This is a genomic window from Microcoleus sp. MOSTC5, assembly GCF_036701825.1.
Taxonomy (GTDB): domain Bacteria; phylum Cyanobacteriota; class Cyanobacteriia; order Cyanobacteriales; family Microcoleaceae; genus Microcoleus; species Microcoleus asticus.
Map to the genome: position 1 here is coordinate 51365 of NZ_JAUBRK010000050.1, position 8191 is coordinate 59555.

An 8191-nucleotide genomic window follows, 5' to 3' on the forward strand; every position below is an offset into this window, starting at 1 on the left:
AGAGAGGTCTTTTAACTTCTTCCCTCTTCCCTCTTCCCTCTTCCCTCTTCCTTCTTCCCTCTTCCTTTTTCCTTCTTCCTTCTTCCTTCTTCCTTCTTCCTTCTCCTAGAGTTTCTGGCGCGAACTCAGGTGAGCTTCAATTTCCGATCGCGATCGCCATACGGGGCGCAATTCCTTGCGAGCAAAGAGCTGCGACTGATCGCCTGCGTGGGCCGAACCAGGTTGAGTGGCGTTGCCGTAACTGTTTAGCGCCATCGCTTTGACCGGATTCGAGAACTCAATCGCAGCGACAAAAGAATCGCCCGCAACCGCTTGAAAGCGATCGTCTTTCCCTGGAGCGAACCATACTGAGCGAAATACACCCAAAGCAGCGTCAGCTCCATTTGCCGGCAGATTCGCCTCCCCAGGCAATCGGAATACTTCCCCCCATGCCACATCTAACGCGCCATAAGTTACCTCAACTTTGGTTGCTGTCGCTTCCAGCACCCGCACCGCCTCGGCAGGATTTGCCAACCCGTCTGGCGTCGTTAGCGGCGCATCTTCGCTCCAAGGTTTGGCGAATAACCGATCGGCATCCATCGCTTGTTTCCAAAAGGCAAACAGCACCGCACCGCGACTGTCAGCATCGACTTTGCGATCCCAAGTGGCGAGAACTTCCGCAGCGCGGCGCGCTTGAGCACTGCCTTGCCGTGCGACGGGAATTAAATCGTCGAGGAGGCGATCGGCGAGTTCTACCTGAGTGGAATGTTTGTATTGCATCAATTCATCGAAAGAGATTTTTTCATCTTCTAAGAGCATTTTTGCCGATCGCTGCGATCGCAAGCTCATCGGGCCGCGCGGTGCCATGTAGGCGGGATAATTATCCGGTGCGATCGCACTGGGAAACGTCGTTGTCCAAGGCGGATCGTTGGTATTTTGCAACCAACCGCTGGGCGGATCGACAACGCGCGGCAAGTCCGCATAGGGATGATTTTTGCTCCACAAAGTCTCTGATGTATTGCCTGGGATCGTGCCTGACCAGTATTTAAAATCTCCATTTTTGCGTATGGGGACTTGACCGTTAAACAAGTGCATGATATGCCCCTCACGATCGGCATACATGACGGTAAACATGGGAATTTCCAAGCGCTTTAAAGCGGCTTCAAATTCAGAAAAATTCTTGGATCGTGCCATATCCCACCACTGCTGAAGGGCTGCTGGTTTATCGAGTCCGACAACGCGCAGGGCGATCGCCTTGCCCTGTTTTTCTGTGAGAATCGGCCCGTGAACAGAACGCCGCACTACAAGAGATTCCGATCGCAAATTCCCATTCTTTTCTTTCACTTTTAAAACCTTCTCTTCCCTGTCAAAATTTCGGATTTTGCCATCGAAGCGATAGCCATCGTTAGCGAGGGGCAATTCGTAGGCATCCCAGCCATCGTGAGTGTTGACAGTATGAGTCCATCCCAAGTTGTCATTAAAGGCGATCGTTAATACTGGAAATCCGACGAGAGTCGCTCCGTAAGCGTTAATTTCTGGGGCAACCAGTTGTGCTTCGTACCATAAATATAAATCCGACCAAGGAAGGTGAGGATTTGCCAATAGCATGGCATTGCCGCTTTGAGAATGGGAAGGAGCGATCGCCCAACCATTAGAGCCTTTGGGGGTGTCATTTTCAGCGAGATCTTCAACGCGTTCTGGATCGACTACAAAAGTAAAATTGATGACGCGTTGCGCGTGTGCCAATACATCTACCGGTTTGAGGGGCAATGTTACCTTTAATTCTTCGGTGAGCGCCTCTGGGTGTTCTTTTGCATAGGCATTCATTCCGCCAACAAAAGCATCGATATAGTTGCGAAAAATGGGATTTTGTGATTCATACCACAAATTGGCGCGATTAGGAATTCCCATAGTTTGCACCCAGCGATCGGATTCCAGATAATCTTCGCCCCAAAATTCGGCAGCTTGCCCGCGAGCTTGCCCGTAAAGACGCAAAATCAGATTACCGTGACTTTGCATCTGCGCCCACCCGAAAGCGTAGAAAAGGCTTTTAGTATTCTCTCCGTAAATGTGTGGAATTCCATAGGTATCCCAAAGAATTTGAGTACCGGTTTGAGGGGCGGCTTGAACCCAATTATTGAGGAGCAAAACTAAGATAAAACTCATTAATAACGAGACAATCCGCTGGCCTTGTTTTTTTAGTTGTATAAACACGGGAAATTAATTTGCTAGGGTTAAACTTAGACATTGCAGCCTTTTCAACAAGCTGCACGAACAAAACGCCGAGTATTTAAATCTCTTTTATGGAGAACAAGAGAAAAAATTATACCAAATCCGATACCCCAAAACGTAACCTCTCTACGTGTATAGCAATCCTAAATTAGTCGTAAATTTTTTAGCCCACCCCAACCCTCCCCGAACCCGCTGGGAGTCCGTAAGAAATTCACAAATGATGCGAGGATTGCTATACACATAGATCTGCCGTAAAAAAAAATAACTCTTCTTCGAGAAATCCAGAAAATCCGAAAAAACACCCTATGTAAATCGGATGTGAAATTAAAAGCCCTCCCCTACCCTCACCAAATTGAAAAGCGCTATCAAACGCAGGTGTGCCGACTGTAAAACACATTATGTCATTGGTGAGGAGGGGAGGAAACAAGTAGGGAGAGATAGGTTATAAGGTTATTTTTGAAGCTGCCCTTGTTGCCAATTTCCCTCTACCTTCGTTCCGTCTGCATAGATGTACGAACCTTGACCGTGTTTTTGTCCCTTGAGGAATTCACCTTGATAACGATCGCCATTGGCGTAAATGCAGCTACCTTTGCCACTGAACTGACCCTCGCTAAATTCGCCTTCGCAGCGATCGCCATTCGCAAAAACGTAAACTCCTTTCCCGCTCATTTTACCCTTGACAAAAGTGCCTTTATAGCTATTTCCATTGGCGAACTCACGGACACCTTCACCACTAAATTCTCCATTCTCAAACAACCCTTGATAACGTCCCCCTTCTTTAAAAGTAAACAACCCCTGACCTTGAGTGTTGCCCTTCACAAACTCTCCTTCATAGCGGTTGCCGTTCGGATATTCGCGAACCCCTTTACCGTGAAATTGCCCTTCACTAAATTGCCCCTCATAACGGCCTCCTTCAGCAAAGGTATAAATTCCCTGCCCGTGAGGTAGATTATTCAGCAACTCTCCTTCGTAGCGGTTCTTATTAGCATATTGACAGACGCCTTTGCCGTTAACTTTTCCTTCTTTAATATCTCCTTCGCAACGAGTGCCATTACTGAACGTAAAAGCCCCTCGACCGCTGGGGGAACTATTGGTAAAAGAGCCTTCATAACGAATGCCGTTAGTTGAGGTAAAAGTTCCTGTACCATCGAACTCACCGTTTTTAAAACTCCCTTCGTAGCGGTTGCCGTTAGCAAATTCGCGGACACCTTGACCGTTGAATTCACCCAAGGCAAATTCTCCTTGGTATTTACCTCCTTCTTTAAAGGTATAAATGCCTTGACCGTGAGGTTGGCCGTTGAGAAATTGACCTTCGTAGCGATCGCCGTTGGCATATTGACAGATGCTGGGGCCGCTGAGTTTTCCATCACTCAATTCTCCCTCGCAACGTCCGCCATCGGGTAAAGTAATTACTCCTGCCATTGCGCTGTGAGGGTTGGCAAACAACAGAGCCATTCCCAAGTTGGAACCAAGTAATAGAGCGAGTCCAACTCGCTGAAGTTTACTTAATATGATTGCTGACGACATTACCAAATTCATAATTCACAAAAAATTCAACTTTTAACTTTGCTATTCCTGGGACGGTGCTATACAATTCCCAGCCACATTGCTAGAGGCTCAAAAAAATCCCTAGTCATTGAGCCGGAAGGTAATGGATGCTGTTTTTCCTTGGATGCCAGTCTCTGATGAGGCAAATTTCCATTTTTCTACTGTTTTAATCGCTGCGCTATCGAAGTCTTCGTGATTGCTCGAAGTCAAGATCGCGATGTTGAATGCCTTACCGTTGGGGTCAACGTCAAACATGACTTCCACTCGGCCTTCCCGCCCTTGTTTTCTGGCTGCGCTCGGATATTCAGGTTTACCGCAGCTAATGCAAGTGCCGGGAGCCGGGCCTTTCGGGCGCGAAGGACTCCCCCCTCTTCCTGGATTTGTCGGTTTTGGCACCGACCCCGAACCGCTGCCAAATGGCCCTGACGAACCCCCGCCACCATTTCCACCTCCACCGGGTGATGAGTTCGACGCATTTCCTCCAGGGCCTCCACCTCCAGGGCTACCAGATGAGGCGAGGTTTCCTAAACCTCCGCTCGCATTTCCAGAATTGCCGCCGCCTCCTGGCCTAGTAGCTGTGACTGGCGAACCAGCCCCAGGCGTTCGGGGCGATCGCCCCGAACCAGCCGCAAATGGCTCTGAGGAAGGTATGTCGCCATTTTCGCTGGCACCGGATGGTGAATTCGACGCACTTCCTCCGGGGCTATCAGAGGAGGCGAGGTTTCCTACATCCCCGATCGCATTTCCAGAATTGCCACCGCCTCCGGGCCTAGTAGCTGTGACTGGCGACCCAGCCCCGGGCGATCGCTGTATGGGCCCGGAAGAAGGATTTAATGGCTCTGAGGAAGGCTCCCCACTACCCGCCGAAGCAGATGAGGAGAGCGGGTTATTTTTTTCAGGGCTGTCGGAGGAGTTGGGATTTCCAGCATCTTTTGTAAAGTCTGGGAGACTCCCAGCACCCTTGGGGCGGGAGGAGATAACGGGTGGTTCGCTTTTTGGAGGCTCGGGCGAGGGGGTTTCGGGTTCCTCGGCGATCGGGGTTTTAGGAGTTTCTGGGGAATTGAAATCCTGTTGAGGTGCGGGGGAAGGCTCGATAGGATCTGGTGGCGAAGTTTCCGTTAAGGGCAGCTCTTTCTTAATCTCTGGTGGTGGCGTTACCGCTACCGGTTGCTCCTTGGGAATCGGTGGTGGCGTTGCCGCTATCGGTGGCTCCTCTGGAATCGGCGGGGGCGTTGCAGCTACCGGTGGCTCCTCTGGAATCGGTGGTGGCGTTGCAGCTACCGGTGGCTCCTCTGGAATCGGCGGAGGCGTTGCCGCTACCGGTGACTCCTCTGGGGGAGTTGGCTCTGGTGGCGGTTCTGGTTTGAACGTCTCAGGCGGGGGAGATACCTTTTCTTCAAGAGCCTTCTCTGGCTGGGTTTCCTCTACTTTGGGCTCATCAAGCATAACAACTTCAATGGGTTCATCTGCAAATTCAGCAGGTTTGACCAACTTGAGGCTCAACGGTAGCGCGACACCGTGCAGTAAGGTTGAGGCTAACAGACTGAGCGCCAGAACTTTTTTGAGACCTTCTTCTTGTTGTTGTCTTTGCGTCGCCGAAACATTTGAAAAACTCATGCCTTATCAATCTCCTTTATGGATGGGTTGGCAACATCCTCGCTGGCTCTCCCACATCACCCGAAACAAGCTACCAACTGCCGCTTGAGCTTGCTATCAATGATGAACCTACCCATCCTATAAGAAGACTGTCACCCTGTTCAAGACTCTTGCAATTAATTTTCATTATTTTATTTTGATATAGCGAGTAGACGCTACCAATCAGCATTTCCTTTGCGTGCGCCTACGTCGCTCTCGTGGGTGCTGTCAATGTTCTGATTCTGGCAGGGCAAGGTTCCACAATGCCTTAAATACAATACTTTAGCCCGTAATCTACCAATAAATTTCAATATTCTCAAGCTTTTCAGAGAAGCTGGTTACATAATAATCACAAATAATTAATACTATTTTTATAAGCAAATGTTATTTAAAATCGTGGATGATGGCTTGACAAACACTGAATTTTGTGGAAACCTAGTTGAAAATCTTTTAAATTATTGAAGATTATTGTCAAGTCCTAACGCAAATCTTTAGCAAGCAAGCACTGGGAGAAAAATCGGTCGAGATCGCAGTAGAAGCATTTTGGGTAAAGACGAAGATAGTCACATACAGGTAGTGCGTTTGTGCGATCGCGATCGCGCTTGAGTCAAACAATTCGCAGTCTGAATCACTTATACCGACTTGACGTAGAAACTCTACCAGCCTTCGATCGGGCTAATTGCACCATTAGGCAGCTTGCGATCATTCAACAGAGCTAGCGAGAGTACAAACCAATGGATAGTCTCATTTACATTTTTAAGGCCGCAGGCATTGTTGCTTGGCCGCTGTTTGCCTCATCAATCGCAGCAGTAGCGCTGATCATAGAGCGTCTTGCCTTTTGGTTTAGGGTAAATCGGCGGCAGCGGCGAGTGGTGCGGGAAGTGCTACAGATATACAGTCAAAACCCCGATTCCGCCATCAAAAAGTTACAAGTAAACGGCGATTTGCCCCTAGCCCGGATTTTTTTAGAAGCTTTAGAATTAGACTCGCCCAACATCGAAGAATTTCGTTTGGCCCTAGAGAGTGGCGCTCAGGCAGAAATCCCCATCCTGAAGCGATTCAATACAATATTTGATACCATTATCAGCCTTTCCCCGTTATTTGGGTTGCTCGGAACTGTTTTGGGGTTAATTACTACCTTTGGTTCCCTCAAACTGGGGGATGCCACGGGCACCAATGCCGCAGGTGTTACCGCTGGGATTAGCGAAGCCCTCATCTCTACGGCACTGGGGTTAGTGGTGGCAATTTTTACGCTCCTATTTGCCAATATGTTTCGCGGGTTTTACTTACAGCAGATAGCTTATATTCAGGAAGCCGGAGGCCAGCTAGAGTTATTGTACCGTCACCGCTACGAAAAACTACCAAGAGAATCTAACTATGCGTCTACCCGATGAACCTGATAATATTCCCCAGATCAACATCGTGCCAATGATTGATGTAGTCTTCGCCATATTGACATTTCTAATTGTTTCCTCTTTGTCTTTATCCAAATCCCAGGGTTTGCCCGTAAATTTACCGAAAGCATCAACGTCTCAAGTTCAGGACTCGCCTGCTAAAGTTACCGTCACCATTGATGCTCAGGGAAAATTAATGGTTGATAAAAAGTTAGTCAACTTAGACCAGATCGAGAGTAGGGTGCGACAGGTGATAGGGTCAAATCCGAACTCATTAATTGTGCTGAATGCCGATAAAAGCGTCTATCACGGAAATGTTGTGGAAGTTATGGATATATTACGCCGAATTAAGGGAGCTAAGTTAGGGATTGCTACCAGAAAGTAGAGAGCTACAGCATCTTCCATTTATATGTGGGACACTAAATTCAGTAGATAAGCGGAAGAAATGAAACCTTATTTGAGGTAGACGAGTGAAAAAATAGTTAAAGCATATCAACAAGGTGATACATCAATTAGGGAAGTAGCGGCCAGATTTGATGTGAGTAAAGTCTTTGTCCAGAAACTCTTGAAATAAAAACAAATTACTGGTCATCTTCAACCAAAAAAAACATGGTGGAAGTATGAAAAGAGTCTTACACTCGCACAAGGCTCAATTGTCTCTTCTCTGATGATGGAAAAGTATCCAGATTGTACTCTTTCAGAATACTGTGAATATTGGCGAGAGCGCCGGAAACAATCTGTGAGTCCTAGTAGGATCGTCTGGTTGAAAATTACTTGGTCTGCGGTTGAGAAGTAGTTGCTGAAGTTCGATAGTTAGCGGCACCGTCCGCTCTTTTTTGCGCTTGGCTGCTTTACCCTTGTATCTTTTAACCGTTTCCCCGATCCACATCCGATCGCACTGCTTCGTGAAACTTACCTAAACTTGTCTAAAATCATCTTTAGACACAATCCGAGTTCACTTCCTACGCTGTTGGGTAGACGGCTAATCCCAAGATAAGTAGGCTATCCGCCTGGCTGCCAGGGGTTCCCAATTTAAAATCCCACATTCCGCAGATATTCAAGCAGAGGTAAAGGAAGATAGATTCGGCAACAATAAACTCCCAAACGATTGCCGTGCAATCGTTTGGGAGTTTTTAGTGTATAATAGATTTCTGCTGTAAAGCAACTCTAAAAATCATGAACCAGCCATTATCAGGGATAAATATCGTAAATTTAGACCACTTGGGAATAGTAGGGGGGATAATAGATGAGATGGAATTGGTAGAAGAAGTCAACAAAAAAGTGGGTATCAAAACCAAAGAAACAGTCAGCCCCGGACAAGTAATGGGTAGTGCTAAACAAGTAATGATGCATTATAATGATGGATGAAATACCAGATTGCACCGATATGGTTGTCTAATGAC

7 protein-coding genes and 1 pseudogene are annotated in these 8191 nt (G+C 47.5%); 3 read left to right on the forward strand and 5 right to left on the reverse strand.

Annotated elements, in window-relative coordinates:
- Nucleotides 1–105: 105 nt before the first annotated feature.
- The 4 genes from QUA54_RS24325 to QUA54_RS24340 all read right to left on the reverse strand — a co-directional run bounded on the left by QUA54_RS24325 (nt 106) and on the right by QUA54_RS24340 (nt 6009).
- Nucleotides 106–2193: an acylase gene (locus QUA54_RS24325; protein ID WP_333416654.1), complete on the reverse strand. Its 2088-nt coding sequence runs from the start codon at nt 2191–2193 to the stop codon at nt 106–108.
- Nucleotides 2194–2661: 468 nt separating this feature from the next.
- Nucleotides 2662–3738 (reverse strand): hypothetical protein, encoded by a 1077-nt coding sequence (locus QUA54_RS24330; RefSeq protein WP_333416655.1) that lies wholly within the window; start codon nt 3736–3738, stop codon nt 2662–2664.
- A gap of 102 nt (nt 3739–3840) precedes the next feature.
- Complete coding sequence (locus QUA54_RS24335; protein ID WP_333416656.1) at nt 3841–5376, reverse strand: TonB family protein; 1536 nt, start codon at nt 5374–5376, stop codon at nt 3841–3843.
- A 489-nt stretch (nt 5377–5865) separates the two neighbouring features.
- A complete protein-coding gene (locus tag QUA54_RS24340; protein ID WP_333416657.1) occupies nt 5866–6009 on the reverse strand; it encodes a hypothetical protein in 144 nt (47 codons plus the stop codon).
- Nucleotides 6010–6128: 119 nt separating this feature from the next.
- On the opposite strand from QUA54_RS24340, the gene QUA54_RS24345 reads away from it, so the two are divergent.
- Nucleotides 6129–6788, forward strand: coding sequence for a MotA/TolQ/ExbB proton channel family protein (locus tag QUA54_RS24345; RefSeq protein ID WP_333193230.1), 660 nt, complete (start codon nt 6129–6131; stop codon nt 6786–6788).
- Nucleotides 6772–7173: a biopolymer transporter ExbD gene (locus QUA54_RS24350; protein ID WP_333416658.1), complete on the forward strand. Its 402-nt coding sequence runs from the start codon at nt 6772–6774 to the stop codon at nt 7171–7173. Before QUA54_RS24345 ends, QUA54_RS24350 begins: the two co-directional genes overlap by 17 nt.
- A 312-nt stretch (nt 7174–7485) precedes the next feature.
- On the opposite strand, the gene QUA54_RS24355 is transcribed toward QUA54_RS24350, so the two are convergent.
- Entirely contained in the window at nt 7486–7677 is a 192-nt protein-coding gene (locus QUA54_RS24355) for a hypothetical protein (RefSeq protein ID WP_333416659.1), read from the reverse strand.
- 287 nt (nt 7678–7964) lie between these two features.
- On the opposite strand from QUA54_RS24355, the pseudogene QUA54_RS24360 reads away from it, so the two are divergent.
- Nucleotides 7965–8114 (forward strand): annotated as a pseudogene (locus QUA54_RS24360) (DUF4277 domain-containing protein); the annotation flags it as partial.
- Nucleotides 8115–8191: the final 77 nt, after the last annotated feature.

Bases quoted from the DNA above. Each gene is read 5' to 3' on its own strand.
- QUA54_RS24335 (WP_333416656.1), bottom strand. From the start codon at position 5,376: ATGAGTTTTTCAAATGTTTCGGCGACGCAAAGACAACAACAAGAAGAA.
- QUA54_RS24355 (WP_333416659.1), bottom strand. From the start codon at position 7,677: ATGTGGATCGGGGAAACGGTTAAAAGATACAAGGGTAAAGCAGCCAAG.
- QUA54_RS24350 (WP_333416658.1), top strand. From the start codon at position 6,772: ATGCGTCTACCCGATGAACCTGATAATATTCCCCAGATCAACATCGTG.
- QUA54_RS24345 (WP_333193230.1), top strand. From the start codon at position 6,129: ATGGATAGTCTCATTTACATTTTTAAGGCCGCAGGCATTGTTGCTTGG.
- QUA54_RS24330 (WP_333416655.1), bottom strand. From the start codon at position 3,738: ATGTCGTCAGCAATCATATTAAGTAAACTTCAGCGAGTTGGACTCGCT.